General features: G+C 38.8%; 14 protein-coding genes. All 14 read right to left on the bottom strand.

Annotated elements, in window-relative coordinates; genetic code table 11:
* Nucleotides 1-2: 2 nt before the first annotated feature.
* Nucleotides 3-1,919 (bottom strand): ABC transporter ATP-binding protein, encoded by a 1,917-nt coding sequence (locus J8L73_RS11340; RefSeq protein WP_211017135.1) that lies wholly within the window; start codon nucleotides 1,917-1,919, stop codon nucleotides 3-5.
* 15 nt (nucleotides 1,920-1,934) lie between these two features.
* Nucleotides 1,935-2,174 (bottom strand): glutaredoxin family protein, encoded by a 240-nt coding sequence (locus J8L73_RS11335; protein ID WP_138682400.1) that lies wholly within the window; start codon nucleotides 2,172-2,174, stop codon nucleotides 1,935-1,937.
* A complete protein-coding gene (gene rlmKL, locus J8L73_RS11330; protein ID WP_211017133.1) occupies nucleotides 2,167-4,284 on the bottom strand; it encodes a bifunctional 23S rRNA (guanine(2069)-N(7))-methyltransferase RlmK/23S rRNA (guanine(2445)-N(2))-methyltransferase RlmL in 2,118 nt (705 codons plus the stop codon). Before rlmKL ends, J8L73_RS11335 begins: the two co-directional genes overlap by 8 nt.
* Nucleotides 4,285-4,375: 91 nt before the next feature.
* Complete coding sequence (locus tag J8L73_RS11325; protein ID WP_211017131.1) at nucleotides 4,376-4,906, bottom strand: cell division protein ZapC domain-containing protein; 531 nt, start codon at nucleotides 4,904-4,906, stop codon at nucleotides 4,376-4,378.
* 127 nt (nucleotides 4,907-5,033) lie between these two features.
* Nucleotides 5,034-6,044: a quinone-dependent dihydroorotate dehydrogenase gene (pyrD, locus tag J8L73_RS11320; protein ID WP_210999490.1), complete on the bottom strand. Its 1,011-nt coding sequence runs from the start codon at nucleotides 6,042-6,044 to the stop codon at nucleotides 5,034-5,036.
* A gap of 118 nt (nucleotides 6,045-6,162) precedes the next feature.
* A complete protein-coding gene (locus J8L73_RS11315) occupies nucleotides 6,163-11,004 on the bottom strand; it encodes an NAD-glutamate dehydrogenase (RefSeq protein ID WP_211017129.1) in 4,842 nt (1,613 codons plus the stop codon).
* Between the two features lie 208 nt (nucleotides 11,005-11,212).
* Nucleotides 11,213-13,534 carry an MMPL family transporter gene (locus tag J8L73_RS11310; RefSeq protein WP_211017127.1) on the bottom strand — a complete coding sequence of 774 codons (2,322 nt, stop codon included), beginning with the start codon at nucleotides 13,532-13,534 and terminating at the stop codon, nucleotides 11,213-11,215.
* Entirely contained in the window at nucleotides 13,534-14,529 is a 996-nt protein-coding gene (locus J8L73_RS11305) for a YCF48-related protein (RefSeq protein ID WP_211017125.1), read from the bottom strand. The genes J8L73_RS11310 and J8L73_RS11305 overlap by 1 nt, the downstream gene beginning before the upstream one ends.
* A gap of 123 nt (nucleotides 14,530-14,652) precedes the next feature.
* Nucleotides 14,653-16,017, bottom strand: a complete 1,365-nt coding sequence (locus tag J8L73_RS11300; RefSeq protein ID WP_211017123.1) for a DUF1329 domain-containing protein — start codon at nucleotides 16,015-16,017, stop codon at nucleotides 14,653-14,655.
* Nucleotides 16,018-16,030: 13 nt separating this feature from the next.
* Entirely contained in the window at nucleotides 16,031-18,130 is a 2,100-nt protein-coding gene (locus tag J8L73_RS11295) for a DUF1302 domain-containing protein (protein ID WP_210999495.1), read from the bottom strand.
* Between the two features lie 248 nt (nucleotides 18,131-18,378).
* Nucleotides 18,379-18,600: a DUF2835 family protein gene (locus J8L73_RS11290; RefSeq protein WP_210999496.1), complete on the bottom strand. Its 222-nt coding sequence runs from the start codon at nucleotides 18,598-18,600 to the stop codon at nucleotides 18,379-18,381.
* Nucleotides 18,601-21,195, bottom strand: a complete 2,595-nt coding sequence (pepN, locus tag J8L73_RS11285; RefSeq protein WP_211017121.1) for an aminopeptidase N — start codon at nucleotides 21,193-21,195, stop codon at nucleotides 18,601-18,603. It abuts the gene before it with no gap.
* A gap of 45 nt (nucleotides 21,196-21,240) precedes the next feature.
* A complete protein-coding gene (nhaC, locus tag J8L73_RS11280; protein WP_171038409.1) occupies nucleotides 21,241-22,704 on the bottom strand; it encodes a Na+/H+ antiporter NhaC in 1,464 nt (487 codons plus the stop codon).
* Between the two features lie 179 nt (nucleotides 22,705-22,883).
* Nucleotides 22,884-24,908, bottom strand: a complete 2,025-nt coding sequence (gene prc, locus J8L73_RS11275; RefSeq protein WP_210999499.1) for a carboxy terminal-processing peptidase — start codon at nucleotides 24,906-24,908, stop codon at nucleotides 22,884-22,886.
* Between the last annotated feature and the right edge of the window lie 2 nt (nucleotides 24,909-24,910).

The raw sequence follows: 24,910 nt of genomic DNA, 5'->3' as shown, positions 1-24,910 counted from the left end.
TACTACTGATTCTTTAATTCTTCAAGTTCTTCCCAGCGCTCAAAGGCAGCCTCAAGGTCAGACTCAAGTTGTGCTAAATGGTTCAATGCTTTAGTGGTAACGTCACTGTCTTGTTTAAAAAAGTCAGGATCACTCACAATTGTTTGCTGAGCTTCTACTTCAGCTTCAAGTTGTTCCATTTTATTTGGTAGTTGCTCTAATTCAAGTTTTAATTTGTAAGAGAGTTTATTGTTTTTATTTTCTGCTTTAGCTACAGGCGCGGGTGCTGTCTTTTCAGCTTTTTTTACCGGCTGCTGTTGTGCTGTTTTTTCTTGTTCAGCTAAATATTTTACATACGCTTCGTAATCACTATAACCACCAACAATATCAGTTACTTTACCGTTACCTTCAAATGCCCAAACACTTGAACATGTATTATCAATAAACTCACGGTCATGGCTAACTATTAATACAGTACCTTGATACTGATTAATAATATCTTCTAATAACTCTAGTGTTTCAATATCTAAGTCATTGGTTGGCTCATCGAGTACCAAAATGTTAGATGGTTTTAGGAAAAGCTTTGCAAGGAGCAATCTGTTCTTTTCACCACCAGAGAGTGCTTTAACTGGGGTACGAGCACGAGCCGGCGGAAATAAGAAATCTTGTAAATATCCAAGTACATGACGAGAACGCCCGCCCATCATTACTTCTTGCTTACCCTCTGCAACGTTATCTTGAACTGTTGCTTCTTCATCTAACTTTTGTCTGTATTGGTCAAAATAAGCAAACTCTAGATTAACGCCTTGCTTAATTACACCACTGTCGGCTTCTAAATCACCAAACAAAAGCTTTAATAGAGTTGTTTTGCCTATACCATTAGGGCCAACTAAACCAATACGATCGCCACGCATGACCAACGTAGAAAAATCATCTGCAATTATTTTGTCTTTAAATGCATGATTCAAATGCTTGGCTTCAAACACTAACTTACCTGAGCGATCAGCTGTTTCAATATTAAAGTCTGTTTTACCAACTTGATCTATACGTTGTTTACGCTCGTTCCTCAGTTGCTTAAGTTCACGTACTCGTCCTTCGTTACGTGTTCTTCTTGCTTTAACACCTTGACGGATCCAGGCTTCTTCTTCGGCAAGTCGCTTATCAAACAGCGCATTTTGACTTTCTTCTACTTTTAAATCATGAGCTTTTTGTTCAAGGTACGTAGCGTAATCACCAGGGTACGATATGAGCTTCCCGCGATCTAAGTCCAAAATACGAGTAGCAACAGCGCGAATAAACGCACGGTCATGCGATATAAATACAATACCGCCTTTAAACTCTTTTAAAAATTGCTCAAGCCACATAACACTTGCCATATCTAAATGGTTCGTTGGCTCGTCAAGTAATAATAAATCAGGTTCACTTACAAGTGCTCGAGCAAGTGCAACTTTACGCAACCACCCACCAGATAGCGATTCAAGTTTTGCTTGCGGTGTTAATTCTAATTGCGTTAATACTAATTGAATACGGCTGTCAAAACGCCAACCATCAGCCGCCTCTAACTGATTTGATAAACGTTCAAGTTTATTGAGTAATTTATCTGTACATTCAGTTTGTAATTGCGTGCTAACATGATGAAAATCAATTAGTAAATTAGCAATCTCAGGCATACCTTGGGCTACGTAGTCAAATACTGTACCACTGGCGCCTTTTGGTGGATCTTGCTCTAGACGAGATATTTTTAATCCACCTAATTGGTTAATTTCACCATCATCAAGAATAACTTGGCCATCGAGTATTTTTAAAAGTGTTGATTTACCAGCACCATTACGGCCAACAATACACACTCGCTCGCCACTTTCAATGACAGCATCCGCATTATTAAGTAATGCATGAGTGCCAAAGGCAAGTTGTGCTTTTAAAATTCTAATTAAATCCATAGTTCTTATTTGCTCTTAATCTGCTTGCGTCATAAATTCACGTGCACTGTGTGCACTAAAAGGCCAATATAGTTGCAGGCCTTGTTCACTTTTTAATACAGGAATACGTGTCTGATATTTGTTAATAAGCTGCTCATCAGTAATTATATCAACCAATTCTAATGAGCTTGAGGCATCAAGCAAATCAGTAACTAGTTGCTCAGCTTGCTCACACAAGTGGCATCCTTCTGTATGATACAAAACCCATTTAGCCATGCGTAATTAACCAGCTATTGTGAATTTTTTTGTTACGCTTAAAATCTGGCGATAATGTTTTTTCAGAAATATTAACTGCTTTTAAACCTAAACCAATTAAGCCTACTTCATCCATAACAAAACCACGCTTGTTATTTGAAAATATTAAAGTACCTGAAGGGCTTAAAATCTTTTTAACCCAAGTTAGTAGCTTAATATGGTCGCTTTGCACATCGAACGCATCTTTCATACGTTTAGAATTAGAGAATGTAGGCGGATCTAAAAATATTAAATCGTACTGTGCTGTTGCATGCTCAAGCCATTTTAAGCAATCGGCTTGTTCAAAACGATAACGTGTGTTGCTTATATTATTTAGATCAAAGTTATCTTGGCCCCACTTTAAGTAGGTTTTAGATAAATCAACAGTAGTAATCGCTTTTGCGCCGCCAAGAGCTGCATGCACAGATGCACTTCCTGTGTAGGCAAATAAATTTAAAAAGCGTTTATCTTTGGCATTTTCTTGAATATAACGGCGTACTAAACGATGATCTAAAAACAAGCCTGTATCTAAATAATCAAACAGGTTAACTTTGAATTTTGCGCCAAATTCTTCAACTACCATAGTACGATTTTGCTTTGCCATAGGTGTATATTGCTCTTCACCCTTTTGCTTTTTACGCACTTTTACAGCAATGTTTTCTGGTGCGATATTTAACTGTTGTGCAGTTAAACTAATCACATCTTGAAGACGTTTATCTGATGTTTTTTCATCAATTTCTTTGGGTGCTGCATATTCAAAAATAACAGCCGAATCGCCATATACATCTACTGCTACGTTGTATTCAGGAATATCAGCGTCATAAACACGGTACGCTTGCACCTCGTTTTGTTTGAGCCAGTTTTTTAACCCTTGCTTATTCTTTTTCAAACGATTAGCAAACGACATAGAGCCTTCAAAGTTAAGGGCTGGCTTATCTTCAGTCGTTAAACTAACTTGCTTATCATCTAATTGATACAAATTAAGCTCAACATCAAGGGGTCCATTTTTAAACTTATAACGTTTTAGCCTGACTAGTTTTAACAGTTTAAATAAGCTCTCATCCATGCCCAGTAAAGCAAGTTTCCAATGGTTAAAGTGCTTTTTAAAACCAACACCCATATTACGGTGTAAATTTACAAGCTCAGCCATAGAGCCAATCCGTTCGCCATAAGGTAAGTTTGAAATAACGACCCCTGGTAACTTAGCAACGGGAGTTAATTTTGTCGCATCACTTTGTTTAAATTTAATAACTGTATCAAGCTCAGCTCGCTCTGCATTTGCTATAGCTTTATCGAGTACTTGGGCGTCGTAATCGTGACCAATTAACCATAATTTAGGATCGGTGATTTGCGCTAATAACTCTTCACGAAGTTGTTTAAATTTAGCCGCTCTAAAGCTTGGCAAACGCTCAAATGCAAACCCTTCTCTAAATAAACCAGGGGCTTCATTGCGTGCCATACCCGCAGCTTCTATTAAAATAGTGCCGGCACCACAACATGGGTCAAATAAAGGTTGATTCACGTTATCAAGCCAGCCACTTCGTTTAATAAGTGCAGCTGCTAAGTGTTCTTTAATTGGCGCTTTACCTTGACCTTGACGGTAACCACGTTCAGATAAACGCGGGCCAGAATAGTCAATGTACATTGAAACGCCATGACGATTAAGACGCGCAACAACGCGCACGTTTGCATCTTGTTTATCTACATTTGGGCGTTGTTCATATAAATCATTGAAATAATCTACAATGGCGTCTTTAATCACTAATCCTGAAAACTGCGTGTTTTTCAGTGAGTCATTTGTACCATTAAAATCTACAGCGAACGTTTGGGTAGGACCAAACCACTCTTGCCAAGGTTGCAAGCGAGCAAATTTGTATAGGCTATCTTTGTCATTAACGCCTTCTTTTTCTTCGATAAGCATAAGCACACGCGTAGCAAAACGGCTTGATAAACACACCTTTTGCGCCAGTAATGAGTCAGCCTCAAAACGAACAGAACCCACAGTTTGCTTAGACACAACTGCGCCAAGCTCTGTTAGTTCATCAACCAATAAATTTTCGATTCCGATAGAAGTAAGTGCGATAAATTGCAAAGTAATAACCCTTAATAGCTAATTGCGCAGGATTATAACATAGGTTGGGGAACAAACGCGCCATAAACACACGTATAAACGTTAAATTTGGTTATGCTGTTTGGCTTTGATATTGCTGATTTAAAAGTGGGTGAACGCGATTATTAAGAACACGGATCACTTCAAACTGCTCAAGAGATAAATTATCATCAAGTTTAAAGTTTTCGCTTAAATTAATGCAAATAGAAGCATCAGGGCAATGCTCTACAATTAAAAACTCACCAATTTGTACTTTAGATGCAAGCTTAATTATTGCCTCAACGCTTGGCTCATTTCCGATATATTCTTGAAAAAACCAACTTTTAGCAAGTACAGGTTTTAAATGAAATTTTACAGCTGTTGCATTTAACGCTATCTGGCATATTTGAGCTGGCTTATATAAATTAAAACCATCTAAGTAATTATAAACTTGTTCATAAAATGCAGCATCTTCAAGGCTAAAGCGAGGATTACTAAATACGCAGTCGGTAAGTTGTCTTAATTTATAAGGTGTGCGTAATTGCATATTATCGTCTAAATCGAGTAGTAAACGATTTTGTTTAGGACAAGCAATCCACTGCCATTGCTTTGATGCTTGTAACATGTGCTCCTCCTTGGATAACGTAGTAAATAAATAATGCAATAAGCTTAAAGTATAACCGCTTTTGACCATTTTATAAATGCCTGCTTAGAACATTTATTGAACGATCAAAAGCTTAGATAACTGATCCTTATAAGCCGTTGACGATCGATTTGACCAATTGTGGACCTTTGTAGATGAACCCAGTATAAACCTGAACCAAATTTGCACCGGCATTTAACTTTTCTTTTGCTGATTGGGCGTCATCAATACCCCCCACCCCAATTATTGGTAAGTTACCTTTGGTTAAGCGTTTTAGTTCGCTAACTACATGCGTAGAGCGCTCTCTAACAGGCAATCCAGATAAGCCACCCGCTTCATCAGCGTATTGTTGACCCATTACGGCACTGCGTTCTAGTGTGGTATTAGTTGCAATTACACCATCAATTTTATTACTTAATAATGATTCGCTTACTTGTGCTATTTGGATCTCATCAAGATCTGGCGCTATCTTTACAAGCATTGGTACTTGTTTATTGTGCTTTGCAATTAAATCTAACTGCTCATTTTTTAAACTTTGCAATAAGTCATCTAGTGCTGCGCCATATTGTAAGTCACGAAGTCCTGGAGTATTTGGTGATGAAATATTGACGGTAATATACGAAGCATGTTCAAACACCTTACGCATACAATGAATATAATCATCCTTACCTTGTTCGTTAGGCGTATCTTTATTTTTACCAATATTGATGCCTAAAATACCTGTATAGTTCGCGGCTTTTACATTACTAACTAAATTATCCACGCCTTTATTATTAAAACCCATACGGTTAATAATCGCATTTGACTGAGGAAGTCTAAATATACGTGGTTTATCGTTACCCGCTTGTGGACGGGGTGTAACCGTACCTACTTCTACAAAACCAAATCCCATTTGGCTAAAAGCATCAATACATTCAGCATTTTTATCGAGGCCAGCCGCAAGCCCAACAGGATTTTTAAACTCTAGCCCTAAAAAGTTTACTGGTTTATCTGCGATGCTTTGAGACCAAGCCGCATTAAGTGGTGTATTAGCAAAACGACGAAGATTATTAAGTGCAAACTCATGTGCCCACTCCGCATCACGGGTAAACATAAAACGGCGAGCTAAATCATAAAACATTAATATAATCCTCTTTAAATTGCAGACAAAAAAATACCTCGGACAAGGCCGAGGTATTATATAGCAATTTTCAAAATTAACTGATTATTTACTAAATAAATAACCGTTAAATGTTAGATTATTTGCCCGATGTATCACAGTTATGGCTTAACAACATCAATTCACGAAGCGCTACTGAGAACTTAGCAAAGTCGTGGCTTTGTGATGTTTTAAACTCAGCAAGCATTTGCTTCCAGCGCTGAAGTAATAAATCTTGGCTATCCATCCATTGATCAATTTGTTTATCAACATCGTTGTCATCGCCTTCAAAGCTATTTAATACAACTTCAGACAATGTACGTTGCTGCCAATCTAGTTCTTCACGGTACGAAGAACGGGCAAGCGCTTGCCAATGATTTGCAACAGGCTGATGCGTTATTTGATCTAAGAACCAATGTAAGCCCATACGCGCACCTAGTTTAAAGTAGGTGTTTGATACCATGGAAATATTTTTACTCGAGCTATTTGCTATTTCAGCTAAATCCATCACAGAAAATAAACTAGATAAAGACACAATACGCTTAGCAATATCTTTAGGTACACCGCTTTGAACTAGCTTATCTGACTCAACAACTATACGTTCATTCTCTTTTTCAACCATGTAAGAGTTTAAGTTCTTACTTAAGTCTTTAAATATTGGTGCAAAGAATTCGATTGATTGTTCAATAGTCAGCGCTTTATTACGATGGCGTAAGAACCAACGCGTTGCGCGACGTACCGTACGACGTAGTTGATAAAGCATCTCAGTTTGAACTGATGCAGGAATTTTATTATCAAGCGCACTGATAGAAGACCAGGTATCACGCATTTCAAATATTTCACTGGCAATTGAATAACACAGTGCTATTTCAGCTTCGTTTGCACCTGTTTCTTCATGCATACGTACCATGAAGTTTAAGCCCATGTCATTAACGATATTATTAGCAAGTTTAGTCGCTATAATTTCTTTACGTAGTGGGTGATTATTCATCGCATCATTAAACTTCTCACGTAGTGGACGTGGGAACGATTTAACGAGTAATTGGCGGTAATAAGGGTTTTCAGTAATCTCTTCTGTTACTAATGACTCTTTTAATACCATTTTTGCGTAAGATACAAGTACAGAAAGCTCAGGACGAGTTAAATCTTTACCCGCTGCTGCACGTTCTGCTAATTCTTCATCTGAAGGAATAAACTCTATAGCACGGTTTAATTTGCCTTCTTTTTCAAGTGCATGAATAAAGCGAATCTTTTCTTTAAGGGTTGAAGCCCCTTTAGACTGCGTAATAGAAATTGTATGCGTTTGACGGTAACAATCTTTAAGTACTAATTCAGACACTTCATCAGTCATTGAGTACAGTAGCTCATCACGCTGTTTACGCGTTAAATCACCTTCGGCTACTAAACCATTTAATAAAATCTTGATGTTTACTTCGTTATCTGAACACGCTACACCGCCAACGTTATCAATAAAGTCTGTATTTACACGTCCGCCTTTAGCTGCAAACTCTATACGACCTAACTGCGTTGCGCCTAAGTTACCACCTTCACCAATTATCTTAGCACCTAACTCTTTACCGTTGATACGTAGTGCATCGTTTGCACGGTCCCCTACATCTGCATCGGTTTCATTAGAGTGTTTAATGTATGTTCCGATACCGCCATTCCATAATAAATCAAAGTTCATCATTAATGAGGCTTTCATCAGTTCATTTGGCGTCATGCTCGCTTTTTTAGTGCCCAACATTTTTTTCATTTCTGGGCTAAGCGTAATTGATTTAGCTGCACGAGAGAAAACACCACCACCAGCAGAAATTAATTCTTTATTGTAATCTTCCCACGATGAACGCGGTAAATTAAATAAACGCTCACGTTCTGGGTAAGAGGTAGCTGCATCAGGATTTGGATCTACAAAGATATGCATGTGGTTAAATGCTACTTGTAAACGAATATGCTTAGATAACAACATACCATTACCAAATACATCACCCGCCATGTCACCAATTGCCACGACAGTAAAATCGCTAGTTTGACAGTCGATATCCATTTCACGGAAATGACGTTTAACAGACTCCCACGCACCTTTGGCAGTAATACCCATTTTCTTATGGTCGTAACCAACAGAGCCGCCTGATGCAAATGCATCACCTAGCCAGAAGTTATATTCATTTGCTATACCGTTGGCTATGTCAGAGAACGTCGCGGTTCCTTTATCGGCTGCAACAACTAAATAAGCATCGTCTTCATCGTGGCGAACAACATCTCTTGCTGGCACAATTTCACCGCGTTCAATGTTATCTGTTATATCTAAAAGCCCACGAATGAATATTTTATAACACTCTTGGCCTTCTTTAATAAACGCCTCGCGCTCACTTGGTAGCTGTTTACAAACAAAACCACCTTTAGAGCCTACAGGTACAATTACTGTATTTTTAACTTGTTGCGCTTTAACTAAGCCTAGTACTTCAGTTCGGAAGTCTTCACGGCGGTCTGACCAACGTAGTCCACCACGGGCAACTTTACCATAGCGTAAATGCACACCTTCAACGCGCGGAGAGTATACAAAAATCTCAAATGCAGGAAGCGGAAGTGGCACATCTGGAATTAGACTTGGCTGTATTTTAAACGATACATACGATTTAAACTGCCCTGCATCATCTTTTTGGAAATAGTTAGTGCGTAATGTAGCAACAATCATATCTACGTATAAACGTATAATACGGTCATCATCAAGGTTTGCTACGTTTTCAAGCTCTAGGTATATTTGAGTGCTTAACTTTTCGAGAGTTTTAGCACTCGCAGGACTTTTAACTGAGAACTTTTTGGCAAATAAATTTACAATTTGCGCTGCAATATTTGGATAATTTGCAAACGTGCTCTCAATATAGCTTTGCGAGAAAGTTACTCCAATTTGGCGCATATACTTAGCATAAGCACGTAAAATAGAAGCTTCACGACCTGTTAAGCCACCCATTAGCACTAAACGATTAAAGCCGTCATTCTCTAAGCGATTACCCCAAACGTTAGTTAAAGCAGCACGAAAGCGCGCTGAAATCTTATCAAAGTCAGCCATCCCTTTGCTATCAATTAGCATCGAGAAATCCATGATCCAATTAATACGCCCATCGCTTGTTTTAACTGAATACGGCGTTTCACCGACAACGCGTAAGCCAAAGTTTTCAAGCATTGGCATAACATCAGATAAATGAATTGGTTCATCTTTATGAAATAAGCTTAAACGCACAATATTGCTGTTTGCTTCTTCTTGCGGACGGTAAAACAGCATTTCTAGCTTGTTCTCGTCGCTAAGTAATTCTAACTTTTCGATATCTACAACAGCTGCACTTGGCAATACTTCGTCTTTGTATGAGCGTGCAAACGCATTGCAGTATTTACGGTTTAAATCGTTACCACGTGCTTCACCTGCAGATTCTAAAAGTGCAGATTGTAGTTTGTCTTCCCATGTACGCGCAGCTTCTACTAAATTATTTTCGATGTCTTTCACGTTATATTCGATATTGTTGTCGGTCACACGAACGGTGTAATGAGTACGCGCAAGTGTTGACTCAGAGAAATAGGTAGTAAATTCGACTTTATCGTCAGAATTAAATGCATTAGCTAATATGTCTTGGGTTTCACGGCGCAGCGCCGTGTTATAACGCTCACGCGGAACGTAAACCATACAAGATAAGAAGCGACCATATGCATCTTTACGTACAAATAAGCGGCACATGTCACGCTCTTGTACTTGTAAAACACCCATAGCAACTTCTAAAAGCTCATTTTCGCGAGCTTGAACTAACTCATCGCGTGGGTATGTTTCTAAAATATTTAATACTGCTTTGTATGCATGTGTCCCTTTAGCAAAGTCACACATTTCCATAATACGGTTAATTTTACTTTTTAAAACAGGTACATCTGTAGCACTATTATTATAAAAACTTGAAGAGAATAAACCAATAAAGCGATCTTCCCCTATAACATTCCCTTCATCGTCAAAACGTTTTATACCTACATAATCAATATAAGCTGGGCGATGCACACGAGAAATAGAATTAGTTTTTGTTAAAATAAGTAAATTGCTGCTGCGCGCTTCTTGGCGAGCGACTTCTGGTAATTCTGACAGTAAACGACTGTGCTCCTCGGTTGAGTTTTTCATCAAACCAAGACTCGTGTCCATTTTTCCCTTTAACTGGTAATCACCTTGCACTGGGCACAATTCATATTCGCGGTAGCCCATTAGTGTAAAGTTATCTTTAGCTAACCAATCTAAAAACTCTGTTGTTTCTGATATTTCATGTTCGCTTTTTTTATGGTGGCGCTTTGGTAACTCTTTAATTACCGACACTAATTTTTTACGAATAGGCTGCCAATCATCAACAGCAATAGAGACATCAACTAATACAGACTCAAGTTCTTTTTTGAAAGACTCAATCACCGATGTATCGGTTTGACGGTCAATTTCAATAAAGAAAACTGTTTTGGTCGATGTTGATTCTTGCTCAGCTTTTAAATTAGATAAGCCAGAAATTTTTGCGTCGCTATCGCGCTGAATTTTTAACGGACAGTGAAGTAATAAGTGAGAGGCGATATTTTCGCGCGTCATGGCCATACGCACTGAGTCAACTAAAAATGGCATGTCTTTCGTGATGATTTCTACGATAGTGTGTGACGACTGCCAGCCATCTTTTGCTACTTCAGGATTAAAAACGCGAATAACAGCGTCATCAGTGGTGTTTTTTTCTAGCGAATTCCAAAGGCTTAGTGCTGCACCATATAGGTCACTATCGTTGCGGTTTGCCAAATCCTCTTTAGACATGTTGCTGTACAAGGCTTTGGCGAATTTTTCAACGAGTAACACATTATCAGCGTGAACTTTTTTCTGGATAAGCTTACAGACATTATCTAGGATAACCGAGGCTTGGCCTTCATTTCGTGTCATTGTATGTTCCTTAATCTATTACTGCTATAAGCAGAATATTTGCACAGCGTATTATTAGTGTGGAGTCAGTTAAATTCTAACCCTTTTGCAGCTAATAAACAGCCTTTTCGATGAAAACATTTTAAGCATTTCAGCTATTTGGTCATCTATTCACAAATTATAGATATAAATGGCCTATACAGGCCATTTAGGAGCAAAATTATTCACTTTATTTTTTCTGGTCAGTCCAGAGCAGGCTGCCAATTGCAGGTAATAACAGCACTGCACCTAGCATATTTACTAAAAACATGAAGGTTAGCAGTATACCCATATCAACTTGGAATTTAAGATCTGAGAAAATCCAAGTACTCACGCCTATGGCAAGTGTAATACCTGTAAACAATACCGCACTTCCTCGCTCTACAAGCGCATTACGATAAGCAACGCTAAGCGGTACATTTTGCTTAAGCTGACCCATCATTGATGACAGTATATAAATGCCGTAATCAACACCAATACCAACACCTAACGCGATAACTGGCAAAGTAGACACGGTTAAACCAATTTCTAATTGCACCATCAGCGCTTGTGCAAGTGTAGATACAATGTAAAGCGGTAAAACCACTGCTATTGTTGCTTTTATACTTTTAAAGCTTAGTAAACATAAAATGATTACAGCACCATACACATAAAGCATCATAGGGATCTGCGCCTCAGATACTGACTCATTGGTTGCAGCCATAACACCTACGGGGCCTGATGCTAATCTAAAGGCTAATTTGTCTGTTCCCTCTTCTTGTGCAAATTGCTTAACGCTTTGAATGACCGTATCGATTGTTTGCGCTTTATGATCATCTAAAAATATAATCACAGGCATAACCGAGCAATCACCATTTAAAAGCCCTGTGCTGGTTTCTACTCGCGCTGTCGATTGCACTAAGCTTGCAGAATTACGCGGCAGGCTTTGCCATTTTAAATTCCCTTCGTTATAACCTGCGTTAACAGATTGCGCTACTGAGCTTAAGCTCACAGCAGATTGCACACCAGCTACATTTTCAACTTTATATTGAAAACGGCTAATACGCTCCATAACATTATGTTCGGTACAGGCAGCTGGGTATGCCTCTACAATCACTTTCAAAATGTCTGATGAGATAGTGTATTTATCAGAGATTAAAAAAGTATCTTGGTTATAGCGAGCATCTTGATGCAATGACGGTGCGCCTGCGTGTAAGTCGCCTATACGCATTTTATCTGCCTGCCAATAACCTAAGGCAAACAATATAAGCGTAAAGCCAATAATCATTTTAGCGATTTTAGGATCGGTTGCTTTTACTAAAATGTCTCTGATTTTATCGAGCATATTTGGTTTTTCAGCATCGCCTGATTGAATATGAACACTGTTTTCAAAGTTCATATATGAGGCCCACACTGGTAACAAGATTAGATTAGTAAAAATAATCACAGCAACACCTAAGCTTGCTGTTATCGAAAGCTCGCGAATGATACCAATATCAATCGTAAGTAAGGTTAAAAAGCCGACTGTATCTGAGAGAAGTGCTATACCACCAGGTATTAACAAAGCTCTAAAACTTGATTGACAGCAAACACGCGTAGTTTTTCCTTCACCTACTTTTTTACCAATCGCGTTTATCATTTGCACGCCATGGCTCACACCAATAGCGAAGACTAAAAACGGAACCAAAATAGACATTGGATCTAGTCCAAACCCTAAACTTGAAAGCAGACCCAACTGCCACACTACGGCAATAATTGAACACGCTATAGGTAGAACAGTCAGCTTTAAGCTACCGCAAAATAGCCAAACCATAATGAAGGTAAATGCAATTGCAATGGCAAAAAACAGTACAACCCCTTTTGCCCCCTCAGCAATATCACCAGCCATTTTGGCAAAACCAATTATATGAATACCTACTTTGTCTGTACTTAACGGCTCTCTTAGGTCGGTTTCAAGTTTTTGTGCAAATGCTAAGGTGTCTAGTTTATGTTGGGTTTGAGGATCAGTTTCGAGCAGTTGAGCAGTCACCATCGCGCAAGAGTAGTCGCTTGCAATCATGCGCCCTACTACTTTAGCTTTCTCAATGTTCTCTTTTACAACACCTAAACCACGCGCATCGGCCTTAAAGTTTGCAGGAATAATTGGGCCGCCAGCAAAACCATCTTCTACTACTTCAACAAAACGAGCACTTGGAGAAAATATTGAGTTTACTAATGGACGGTTCACACCAGGTATAAAATAAAGCTGATCATGCACTGCTTTTAATTGAGTAAAAAACTCAGGATTGAAAATATTACCGCTGTCGTCACATATCGAAATTAAAATACTATTCGCGCCGCCAAACTGTTTTTCGTGTTTGGTATACACTTTCATATAATCGTGATTTAACGGTATGTTTTTATTAAATGACGCATCAAGTTGAATTTGAGTCGCCTTAAATACAAGCAAACACGTTATAAGTGCAAAACTTATAAGCATAATTAAGCGATGTCTAAAAATCGCCTTTTCAATAAAATCGAGTAACTTATGCATTAAGGGGTTAACTCCTTCACTTTAATGCCGTCTTCAGTCGCCATAATTAGTTTATTATTTAAAATTGCGCCATCAAGAATGGCTTTGCCATCGGGAAGTTGTTCATGCGTTAACAACCCATCTTGCAGATGAAAAATAACACCGCTGTTAGCAAGCATTAGCCATTGTTTATTATTGTAATTAATAATGCTGTTAATGGTGGCTGTTTTAATATTTTCGAGATGCTGCCATTGCTCTTCATTATTTTGCTTAACAAAAACATTACCGCGCAGCCCTGCTACAATTTCTTGCTTACTATCAGAAGCTAGAGCGAAAAATGAACCTGGGTATATTTCTTCAAGTCGCACCCAAGATTGCCCATTGTCGGTGCTTTTAGCCATTAAACCCATTTCACCAACGAGCATTAAACCATTATCTGTTTTTTCTATACGGTTAAAATGCGGCAAAATAGAGGCTGTTTCAGCTTCATAACCTTCTGGATCAGTTTCTTTTAAATCGTTTAAATAGTCTCTGTCTTCACTGTATAATAGCGACTCTAAAAAGCGCTTTTGCCAGTGTTTTCCACCATCACCCGTATAATAAAACATGCCGTATGCACCGACTGCAAAGCCATTTAAATTATCTTCAAACAAAATATCGAGGCAAGGTTTGTCTAATTCGGGTTTAGCTTGTTGTAGTTGCCAGTTGTTACCGCCATCAGTCGTATTTATAATTGTCGCGTCGTGCCCACACGCCCAACCATTTTTTTCGTTGCTAAAATCAACAGCGGTCAATAGCACTTGAGTAGGTACAAGTTCAGCTTGTTGCCACTTATCACCTGATTGACTCTTTATTACTGTGCCATGCTTACCAACTGCAATTAAACCATTACCTGTATCTGTAATATCGGTTAATAGCGTTTTATTTGCATTAATTGCACTGATTGCATTTACAGGAGCTTCTTGTGCAACACTCGCACCGCTTATAATCAGGCTGGCATATACCAAATACTTCATAAATTTTAATCGCCTTGAACGAGAGAATTGTTTGTCTTTTTACTGAGGGAAGCGTTGCGCGCTATAAGACAAACGCGATGAGAAAGGAAAAAGCACTTAACAAAGTTAAGTGCTAATTTATTACTATCTACCAGCGCGACGTAAAGCGCTTGATGTAAATTCGTTATCATTAAATGACTGTGAAAAATCGTACATTTTTTCTTGGTTATCTAAACCAATCGCTAAATAACGACGAGAATTCAAATCGTGATAAACTTCAAGCGTACTCCACTGTGTAGGTACTTCGTAATAGTTAAGACCATAAGCCATAGCTACACGATAAAGTTGGTCGCGGTTATCATAAATATCGGTAACCTGTACTTGCCAGCTATCTTCATCAATATAAAACACACGTTTTTTGTATATGTGGCGCGTATCATCTTTTAAGTTTGCTTCTACAACCCATACACGATGTTTTTCGTAACGTGCATGCTCTGGATTGATATGACCTGGTTTTAAGATGTCATCATACTCAAGCTTATCACTATGAAGTTTGTAGCTATTATATGGAATATAAAGTTCTTTTTTACCTTTTAACGTCCAGTTGTAACGATTTGGAGATCCGTTAAACATATCAAAGTCATCTGTTGTACGTAAGCTATCAGCCGCAGTACCTGGTGCATCATAAGCTACGTTAGGCGCACGACGAACGCGGCGCTGACCCGAGTTATAAGTCCACGCCTGGCGAGGTGTTAAAATTTGATCCATTGTTTCATGAACTAATAACGCTGTACCCGCTAAACGCGCAGGCTCAGTTACGCTTTGTTTAAATTTAAACAAAATGTTTGAGTCTTGAAGCTCTGCAGGTGTTGCACTTGGATCAGAGTATTTAACTAATAACTGCTCATCAAAACCTACATAGTTGTAAGAGCCTGATGCAGTTGGCGCCGCTTGACCGCCAAAGCGTTCAATTGACTGCCCACGATAACGCAATAAATGGTTCCAAATTGCTTCTAAACCACTTTTAGGAATTGGAAAAGGAATACCAATTGCCGTATTTTTAATTCCATTTCCACCTTCAACTAATTCAGCTGTGGCAGCAAACTTTTTAGTCGCATCATATACAAACTGAGGGTATGAGGCAGAACGGCGAGTTTCATACACAGGCATTTTAAATGTATCTGGGTATGCTTCAAATAATGCAATTTGACCTGGGCTTAAGTTAGCTTTGTACTTATCAATATTTGTTTTATCAATAGTGAAAAGTACTGTGTCTGCAGCATATGGGTCTAAATGGTGCATGCCTGGTTCATAGCCTTTAGGGGCTGTTGTAATACCGTTATTCCACGCTGGAATAGAGCCATCTGCATTAGCTGCTTTTTCAGCACCTAATGGGGTTAAATCTTGCCCTAGACGAGCAACTTCTTCGGCGCTCATTTTTGCCAAAGTGGCACTACTAGCAAATAAGCTACAAAAAGCGGTAGCAATGAGGGTAGGTTTTTTAATCATAGTAATAATACCCTTAGATTGAATATTTTAAGTTAAAAGAAACGTAATCACGGTCTGAGAAGGTATTAATACCACCGCCACCCCAAAATGAGTTATAGCTCACATCTAATGACCAAGCATTTTGGTAGTTAAAGTTCATAGTAGCGCCTAAAGATTTACGATCTTCAATAAATAAGAACATAGGATCTGGCGTATTACCATTTACGTCATGAGAAAATACAAAACGAGGAGAGAAGTTAATACCGTTGTAAAGGTTAAAATAATCACCTTTAGCAATTAGGCGGTAACCCCAAGACGATGCCGTTGCAAATGATTTTTGCTCGGCGCCGTTTGAAAGACCAAGTTGTAATGTAGAGTAATCAGTTGTACCTGGGCCTGTAATAACACCACTTCGGCCGGTACCCGACACATTCAAGCGCATTTCGTCGTAGCCTGGCATATCGTGAATTTTAACTGCACCCACCTCACCTACTACAGCCCAACTATCAGCACCGAGTGAAGGGCCAAATAAATGTGTTGCAGTAAATTGAATTTGCGATGTGTCACGTTCAATGTAGCCTTTAGCAAGTTCACCGGCGCCCACAGAGCTAACAGCATCGCCTATACTCATTTGTGAAATACCTGCAAAGTCAGGACGAATCCCAGCAACTGCTAATTGTTCAGGCATTGCGGTATAAAGTAACTCTACATCATCAATTTGTAGTGGTTCATCTTGTCTAAATGCAAATTCACCTGCAAAAGCTGTTTCACCAATAGTCGTATTAAAACTTAAACCATAAAGCTTAATATCTTCTGGGTATTCATTCTCTGCTTTAGAGAATGCAGCAAGATCAGCCACGTTATCTGACGTGATTTCGGTGCTCATGATCATCGCTAAATCTTGTGCAATAGCTGCATTAGAAAAGTTTGATACACGACCTGAGATCAGTGGACGACGACTATGATAATTTACATGATAAAGTGCAATTTCGGTATCGTTCCACTCTGGTAAAAATACGCCCAAGCGTAAGCCATATTGGCCGCCGTCATCTGGTTCTGATTTGCCATTATCACCTTTGCCTTTAAGCGCAACTTTCGTTGGGTAAGAAAGGTACATGCTTGCAAGTAATGCTTGGCCTTGTGCACTTGCAGGATCAATACCCTGCGCTGCAGCTGCCATCGCGAAGTCAGACGTTAAGTTATTTAAGCTGTCAGTTAAAAATGCAACATCAATATCTGGGTTTGAAGTAAACCCAAGTTGAACGTTTTGTTGATAACCATTTTCGGCTGCAAAATCATTAGTAGAAAAATACGTACCCGCTGCAGGAAGACGAGTTTCATGCCATTGGTACTGGTAAAAACCTTCAAGTGTAATGTTTTCGGTAATACCAAGTGAAGCCCAAAGCATGCCTACCGGAATGAATGCTTCTTTAAGCTCGGCACCTGGGGCTTTTAAACGGTCTATATCAACTGGGTTTACGTTAATACCATGTGATATAAGTGTACTTTCACCCCAGTTAACTACTTGCTGACCAAGGCGAATAGATAATGGGTTATTACCGTCGTTTAAATCAAAATTAGCCCAAACGTATGCATCTAATAGACGAATATCTGCACAGCTTTGCTCTTTTGTGTCTTTATCATCACACGGATCAACGCCTTGACCTGAGGTTGGGTTTGAATAAGCGCGATCGCCATCCATTAACTCAAAATCGTAAAAATACATAAAACGTGTAAATAAACCGTAATTATCTTTAGTTATTGAAAGGTCGTGTGTTCCTTTCAATAATTTTGAGAATGAATCACCGCTATCAAAGTTTAAGTTCCCCGCGTCGCCGTTATTAGAGTAAGAGCCTGGTTGAGCCCAAACATCTTGCGATGAATATAGCGTATTGTTTAGTGCTGGATTGTAACCTGACCAATCAAATGCTGGATTGTTACTTTTACCAATAAGACTGAAGTCTCTGTCTTCAACACGGATACTTTGGCCATAAGAAAAGGTTGAATCGAAGGCAATATCAAAACCTCCTACTTCAAATGTTGCAGCATGTGAACTTGCTGCTGATAAACCTAAGCTAGCGGCTGCTAAACCTATAGCGATTTTGTTTTTAACAAAAAGCGATCTTCTTATCATTGTGGTTCCCCCCTGTCGCGGGTCATTTTGTGTGATCAAGTTATTGTTTTTAGTGTAATCGTAACGATAGAAGCGAATTAAACAAATTACAAATAGTCGCATTCAATCAGTTATTAATTTTTTAGCTGACGTTTACGTATTGGTAAGACGTCATACCAGACAATTTATACACGTAAATTAACAATAGAACAAATTGAAATTAACAAAAAGATAATATTTATATTGTTTTATAACATAAATACCGAGTGCTAGGCCACTCGTTCAAGGCGGATAAATTTATTCTCGGGGGTCAGTAAAAGTCTAAAACGGCCACGTATTCCTATACTTGATATAAAAGGCCTTAAATGAGTAGCAGCAAAACGAATTGTCTTGCCGCTATCTTCAACTACTTGTAATGAACTATAACGACCATGGTAGTAATCCATGCATTCGTTATAGCTCAATCTAATACTAAAATAATACTCAATCATTTATGCGAGCGCTTTTTCTACCTTTTCATAAAGATCGTCACTTAGTCCTTCAAGGTCGGCTAAGCGTTGTAATTGTTGCCTCATCGCTTGAGAGCGTGCCTCATCATAGCGCTTCCACGACATAAATGGTGTTAGCATTCTTGATGCATTTTGCGGATTAATAGCATTAAGCTTTATCAATAAATCACCTAATAGTTCATACCCAGTGCCATCTGCTCGATGAAATTGCGCAATATTAAAATGACTAAAGCTACCAACAAGTGCACGTACGCGGTTTGGGTTTGAAAAATCAAAACATGGGTGTTCATACAATGCTTTAATATTATCGATCGCATCACTGCCCGAGCGCATAGCTTGAAGCGCGAACCATTTATCCATAACTAATACGTCATGGCGCCATTGGCTATCAAAATGACTTAAAAGGATATTTTGAATTGGATTTGACGCTTTTACAGCGGCACTCAATGCGCTTAATACATTGGTCATGTTATTTGAATTAGCAGCTTCATTAATAAACGTAATAGCTTCTGCTTTTTGTGTTTTAGCAAGGTAATGCAAACATAATTGTTTTAAAGCACGGTTTGCAACAGCCGTTGCGCTTACGCTGCCATCATCTTCGAGTGTTTCGTAGCAACTAACAAAGTCATCACTTAGTTCTTCTGCAATTTGCAGCTCAAACTTATGCGTAATTTTAATTATTTCATCAACAGGAATTACATCAAATTCGGCGGCTAATGTGTCAAAGCTTGGCATTTTAAGTAATTCAGCAATTAGCGCTAAATCGCCTTCTTTAGCATTAATAAGAACGCGAAATGCACTTATTATATCAGCACTTAAGGCGCTATTGCTTGCATTAGTAATTTGAGATTTCACAGCTTTAATAAACAGTTGTTGCTGTGCATCCCAGCGAGAAAAGTCACTGCGAGCATAGCGCATTATATGCAGCAGCTCAGTCTCTGTAGTTTGTTGAGTCAAAATACAAGGCGCAGAAAAGTCTTCAAGTAAAACGGCAACGGGCTTAGTGGCTATATTATCAAAACTGAACGTTTGTGTTTTGCTTGTAACATTAAGAACGTGATCTTGCTTTTCCTCTTTGTACTCAAGCTCAATACTATGTCCATTGGCATCTAAAAGCTCAATGGCAAAAGGAATATGCAAAGGCTTATTTTCAGGCTGATTACTAGGTGCACACTGCTCTATTGTTAACGAGTATGTATTTGTGGCGCTATCAAAGCTTTGCTCTGCATTTAATCGGGGAGTTCCTGATTGGCTGTACCAAAGCTTAAATTGCTGCAAATTAACACCTGATGCATCACTCATTGCACTTACAAAATCATCACAGGTTACAGCTTGTCCATCATGTCTTTCAAAGTACAGAGCCATGCCTTTTTGGAAGTTTTCTTCCCCTAATAAGGTATGCATCATGCGTATTACTTCAGCACCTTTATCGTAAACGGTAACGGTGTAAAAGTTATTCATTTCTATTACTTTTTCAGGACGTATTGGATGCGCCATTGGGCCTGCATCTTCACTAAACTGGTGGGTACGCATTACTTTTACTGCATCAATACGATTAAGGGCACGAGAGCCTAAATCACTACTAAATTCTTGATCCCTAAAAACCGTTAATCCTTCTTTTAACGATAACTGAAACCAGTCTCTGCAGGTAACACGGTTACCCGTCCAGTTGTGAAAGTATTCGTGGCCCACGATTGATTCAATGGTGTGGTAATCTTTATCTGTGGCTGTTTCTTGATTTGCTAATACACACTTGCTGTTAAATACGTTTAGCCCTTTATTTTCCATTGCGCCCATATTGAAAAAATCTACGGCCACAATCATATAAATATCTAAATCATATTCTAAATTAAATCGTTCTTCATCCCACTGCATTGCTTTTTTAAGTGACGCAATGGCATGTGGTGTTTTAGATAAATTACCTTTATCAACAAACAGTGCCAGCTCAACATCTCGACCACTTTTAGTTTTGTAGGTGTCTTTAAGTACATCAAAATCGCCCGCAACAAGTGCAAATAAATAACTTGGCTTTTTGAAAGGGTCTTGCCACTTAACGAAATGACGGCCATCTTGTGTTTCACCGCTGTCTACTTGGTTACCATTAGATAATAGTTGCGGGTATTTTTTATCTGCAATAATGGTTACATCGAATGTAGCAAGCACATCTGGGCGGTCCATATAATAGGTTATTTTTCTAAAGCCTTGTGCTTCACACTGTGTGCAATAAGCACCACCCGATAAATATAACCCCTCTAATGAGGTATTCGTTTGCGGAGATATTTCAGTCACAATGCTTAATTGACACTGCTCTGGCAAATTATTAATAATAAGTTGCTCACCTACAATTTCATAATCCGTTATATCATCTCCGCCAACAGATAAAGACACTAAGTGTAAATCGATACCATCGAGCACTAGTGATGTACTGTTATTATCTACACGTTTAAGTGTGAGTAATGCCGTTACTGTGGTTTTGAGTGGTTGTAAGTCAAAAGTGAGTTCAGTGTGTTCAATTAGAAAATTTGGGGCTTTATAGTCTTTTAAATATTGCGCTTGAGGCTTAGTAGGTGCCGTCATAAATACTCCAAAAAAAGCTCCTTAAATAAAGGAGCTATATTTAGTTTAAGCTGATTGTTTCGGTTTAATACGTAAAATTTTGATACCTAAATAGGCGTAAACAATCGCTAGGAATGGGTTAATTAAATTAAAGAAAGCATACAATGCATAGTCAAATGGGTTTATTAGTAAAACACTTTGCATATAGGCACCACAGGTATTCCATGGTATCAATGGACTTGTAATTGTGCCGCCATCTTCAAGCGTACGAGATAAATTAACAGGTTTTAAGCCACGTTTTTCATACTCGTCTTTAAACATGCGTCCAGGTACTACTATAGCTATATACTGATCAGCTGCAATGATATTTGTGCCAACACACGTAGCAATAGTAGAGGCAATTAAAGACCCTGTGCTTTTAGCAACTTTTAAGATGCTTTTAACGAAAATATCTAAAAGCCCTGTTTTTTCCATAATAGCGCCAAACATAAGCGCGGTCATTATAAGCCATGTGGTTGTAAGCATTCCTGCCATACCACCGCCGCTTAGTAATGAATCCATTTTGTCATCGCCAGTATCAACACTAAAGCCATCAAAAAAAGTTGTCCAAATTAACTTAAAATAACCCACTAACTGACCCTGTGATACATCAATCTGACTCGCGATTAAATCAGACTGAAACAACATAGCCCATACAGCACCCACTACAGCACCAATTGAAATAGCAGGAAAAGCAGGCATTTTTTTAATTGCTAAAACTAGCAACACAATTAATGGGATCAGCATTTCAAAACCAATATTAAAGTTCTGCTGTAGAATTACTGTTATTTCTTCAATGCGGCCTGCTTCGCTAGACGCGGTGGCATTAAAGCCCATAAATATAAATATGATGAGTGCGATTACAAAGCTAGGTACAGTTGTCCACAGCATATGTTGTATATGCTCAAATAAATCAGCGCCAACAACTGCTGGTGCTAGGTTTGTTGTCTCAGATAGTGGGCTTAATTTATCACCAAAATAAGCACCCGATATAACCGCACCCGCAGTCACTGTCTGTTCAAGCCCAAGGCCAGTTGCTACACCTAACAAAGCAACACCTATAGTAGCTGCTGTCGTCCACGAACTACCAATACTCATAGCTACAATGCCACAAATTAAACAGCTCGCTGCATAAAACCAACTAGGGTTAATAACCTGTAGGCCATAATAAATTAAAGTGGGTACAGTACCCGAAAGTAACCAAGTACCAATTAAAGCACCCACCATCAATAATATTAAAATTGCACCAAGTGAAAGTGTAATTCCCTCAATCATTGCTTGCTCAAGTTTTTTCCAGGTATAACCATTTTTTAAGCCAATTAATGCGGCTGCAAACGTAGCAAATAAAAGTGCAATTTGGTTAGGGCCTGATGATGAGTTATCACCAAATAAATATACAGCGGCACCGAGTAAGCAGATTAATACAGAGATGGGAATTAGTGCATCAAAAAACGAGGCGGGCTTAATTGGTTTATCTTCCAATGGCTTCAAAATAGAGACTCCTACACACATTCGCTGCGTGTTTAATTATTATTTTTGAACGGTTAACGCATAAATTGAGCACGATAAGGTAACCCAACTTAAAGTAATAGGCGATTATAACAATTTACTAAATTATGGGTAGTAAAAAAGGCGCCAATGCGCCTTTTTTGTAGAGGTAAAACCAGTTGTTACTTTTTAGCGATACGACCGTATTTTATATAATCTTGCGTTATCAACGCCGCTTCTTCTAAAAACGGGTCTAACTCTTCGATTACTTCAGGTACATCGTCTAGATTTTCAACAGGCTCTTTTCCTAAACGCTTAAGACGCTCATTTGTTCGAGCAAGTGCACGTGCCTCGCCCTCGTCTTTTTCTTTAATACGTTTAGCCTCAACTAAAGAAATAGTTTTACGATCTTTTTCTTCGTTATAACGCGCTATGTCATCAAATACATAGTTAAATTCAGGCTCGGTTTTAATACGTTGCTCATGATTTTTTTCTAAATAAGTAATGATAGGCGTTAAATTACCTAATTTTTTGTATTTTGCTTTTACAATGCTATCCCAAGGTAAAGCATTGTCTTGCTTACTTTCACCCCACTGTGCAGGGTCTATCGCTGATGGAAACGAAATATCAGGAATTACGCCTTTATGCTGCGTGCTACCACCGTTTATGCGATAAAATTTAGCAATTGTGTATTGCACACTGCCAAGTGCATTATCGTATAAATCATAGGCGCGGCCTAAACCTTTGTGTTGCTGAACAGTACCTTTACCAAACGTTTGCTCACCTATAATAACTGCACGGCCATAGTCTTGCATTGCAGCTGCAAATATTTCAGAGGCAGATGCACTGTAGCGGTCTACTAATACAGTTAATGGACCGTCGTAATAAGTAATGCCATCACGATCTTTTTGCTCTTCAATACGATTATTTAAAGTATGAATTTGAACAACTGGGCCTTGGTCAAAAAACAAGCCTGACAGTTGCGTTGCTTCGTATAAAGAGCCACCGCCATTTTGGCGTAAGTCGATGATGATACCATCTACCTTTTCTTCTTTAAGTTTGGCTAATTCAACTTTTACATCTTTCGATAGGTTATTGTAGAACCCGGGGATTTCAATTACCCCAATTTTACTTGTTAAATCAGAATATTTTGCTTCAAATACTTCTGACTTTGCGGCTCTATCCTCTAAGCGAATCTTGTCACGTGTGATTTCAACCACTTTAGGCGTACCGTGCGCATCAACACCTTTTAAGTATTGTAAGCGTACTTTAGTCCCTTTAGGGCCTTTAATTAAATCTACTACGTCATCAAGACGCCAGCCAATAACGTCTACAAACTCTTCACCATCTTGGGCAACACCAATGATGCGATCATCTGCTTTGATTTGATCTGTTTTATCAGCAGGGCCACCTGGCACTAAGCTGCGAATAACTGTGTAATCTTCATCAGGACTTAACACGGCACCTATGCCTTCAAGCTCTAAATCCATATCTTGCTTAAATTGCTCTGCACGTCGTGGCGATAAGTAAGATGTGTGCGCCTCAATACTACGTGCAAGTGAATTCATTACAATTTGGAACGCATCTTCAGAGTTTGATTGTACTAAGCGTTTTTGCGCATTTTTATAACGCTTTGTCAGTACTTCCTTAATGCCTTCCCAATCTTTACCGGTCATTTTTAAACGCAAAGCGTCGTATTTAACACGCTCACGCCAAATTTCATCAAGCTCAGCTTGAGATGTTGGCCACGCGGCGTCTTCTCGGTCAAAAAAGTATTCGTCTTCTTTATCAAACGTCATTTCTTTTTCAAGCAATGTAAGCGAATATTCATAACGTTCAAAACGGCGTTTAAGGCTTGAGTTGAAAATATCAAACGTAAAACCTAATTTACCGGTAGTCAAAGCGTTGTCAAAGTCGTCGCGGTATTGCTCAAACGATGCAATATCACTGGCTAAGAAAACGCTTTTATTATAATCAAGGGATTCGATATAACGATCGTATACTTTGCTAGAAAGCTCATCGTTAAATCGAACCGGTGTGTAATGTGAACGAGTAAATAAGCTAGCCACTCGTTTGCTGGCAGTTCCATGTTGACTTTCTTGCTTAAGCTGAGGTAAATCGTCAATTGTAACGGCTTCTACAGCAGCAAATAATGAACCTGAAAACAGGGCAGCAACTAACGGAATGAGCGTAAACTTTTTACTCATAC

The organism is Pseudoalteromonas sp. MMG006 (assembly GCF_018101025.1).
Lineage (GTDB): Bacteria > Pseudomonadota > Gammaproteobacteria > Enterobacterales > Alteromonadaceae > Pseudoalteromonas.
The sequence above is the reverse complement of the archived record's forward strand: the minus strand, read 5'-3'. Positions and strand labels throughout refer to the sequence as shown.

Coding starts and splice junctions, on each gene's coding strand:
- pepN (WP_211017121.1), bottom strand. CDS start 21,195: ATGACGGCACCTACTAAGCCTCAAGCGCAATATTTAAAAGACTATAAA.
- J8L73_RS11310 (WP_211017127.1), bottom strand. CDS start 13,534: ATGCATAAGTTACTCGATTTTATTGAAAAGGCGATTTTTAGACATCGC.
- J8L73_RS11290 (WP_210999496.1), bottom strand. CDS start 18,600: ATGATTGAGTATTATTTTAGTATTAGATTGAGCTATAACGAATGCATG.
- J8L73_RS11305 (WP_211017125.1), bottom strand. CDS start 14,529: ATGAAGTATTTGGTATATGCCAGCCTGATTATAAGCGGTGCGAGTGTT.
- pyrD (WP_210999490.1), bottom strand. CDS start 6,044: ATGTTTTATGATTTAGCTCGCCGTTTTATGTTTACCCGTGATGCGGAG.
- prc (WP_210999499.1), bottom strand. CDS start 24,908: ATGAGTAAAAAGTTTACGCTCATTCCGTTAGTTGCTGCCCTGTTTTCA.
- J8L73_RS11340 (WP_211017135.1), bottom strand. CDS start 1,919: ATGGATTTAATTAGAATTTTAAAAGCACAACTTGCCTTTGGCACTCAT.
- J8L73_RS11335 (WP_138682400.1), bottom strand. CDS start 2,174: ATGGCTAAATGGGTTTTGTATCATACAGAAGGATGCCACTTGTGTGAG.
- J8L73_RS11300 (WP_211017123.1), bottom strand. CDS start 16,017: ATGATTAAAAAACCTACCCTCATTGCTACCGCTTTTTGTAGCTTATTT.
- J8L73_RS11295 (WP_210999495.1), bottom strand. CDS start 18,130: ATGATAAGAAGATCGCTTTTTGTTAAAAACAAAATCGCTATAGGTTTA.
- J8L73_RS11325 (WP_211017131.1), bottom strand. CDS start 4,906: ATGTTACAAGCATCAAAGCAATGGCAGTGGATTGCTTGTCCTAAACAA.
- J8L73_RS11315 (WP_211017129.1), bottom strand. CDS start 11,004: ATGACACGAAATGAAGGCCAAGCCTCGGTTATCCTAGATAATGTCTGT.